This window comes from Citrobacter sp. TBCS-14, assembly GCF_005280805.1.
Taxonomy (GTDB): Bacteria; Pseudomonadota; Gammaproteobacteria; order Enterobacterales; family Enterobacteriaceae; genus Citrobacter; species Citrobacter gillenii.
Map to the genome: position 1 here is coordinate 1 of NZ_SZWM01000890.1, position 540 is coordinate 540.

General features: G+C 37.2%; 1 protein-coding gene. It reads left to right on the top strand.

Annotation, left to right across the window (positions count from 1 at the left end; all coding sequences use genetic code 11):
- A partial coding sequence (locus tag FDX22_RS21920) for a terminase TerL endonuclease subunit (RefSeq protein WP_212732912.1) occupies positions 1–540 on the top strand: 540 nt, incomplete at both ends.

A 540-nucleotide genomic window follows, 5' to 3' on the forward strand; every position in this document is an offset into this window, starting at 1 on the left:
TTATGTCGGAATTGACCTATCCTTAATTGGCGATTTAACCGCTGTATCGTTCGTTTGTGAGTTAGAGGGTAAAACTTACAGCCATACGCTAACTTTCTCTGTACGGTCTCAATATGAGCAACTGGACACAGAACAACAAGAGTTATGGACTGAATTCGTTGACAGAGGCGAACTAATCTTACTTGATACGGAATACATCAATGTGAACGACTTAATACCGCATATTAATGACTTTAGAACCAAAACAGGGTGCAGACTTAGAAAAGTCGGATACGACCCAGCTCGCTATGAAATTTTAAAAGGGCTGATTGAGCGTTATTTCTTTGACAAAGATGGAGACAACCAAAGAGCAATTCGACAAGGTTTCTCAATGAGTGACTATATCAAGCTATTAAAATCTAAGTTAGCGGAAAATAAACTTATCCATAACCAAAAAGTCATGCAGTGGGCTTTAAATAATACTGCTGTTAAAATCGGACAAAATGGGGACTATATGTATACTAAAAAACTTGAAAAAGATAAAATTGACCCTACTGTTGC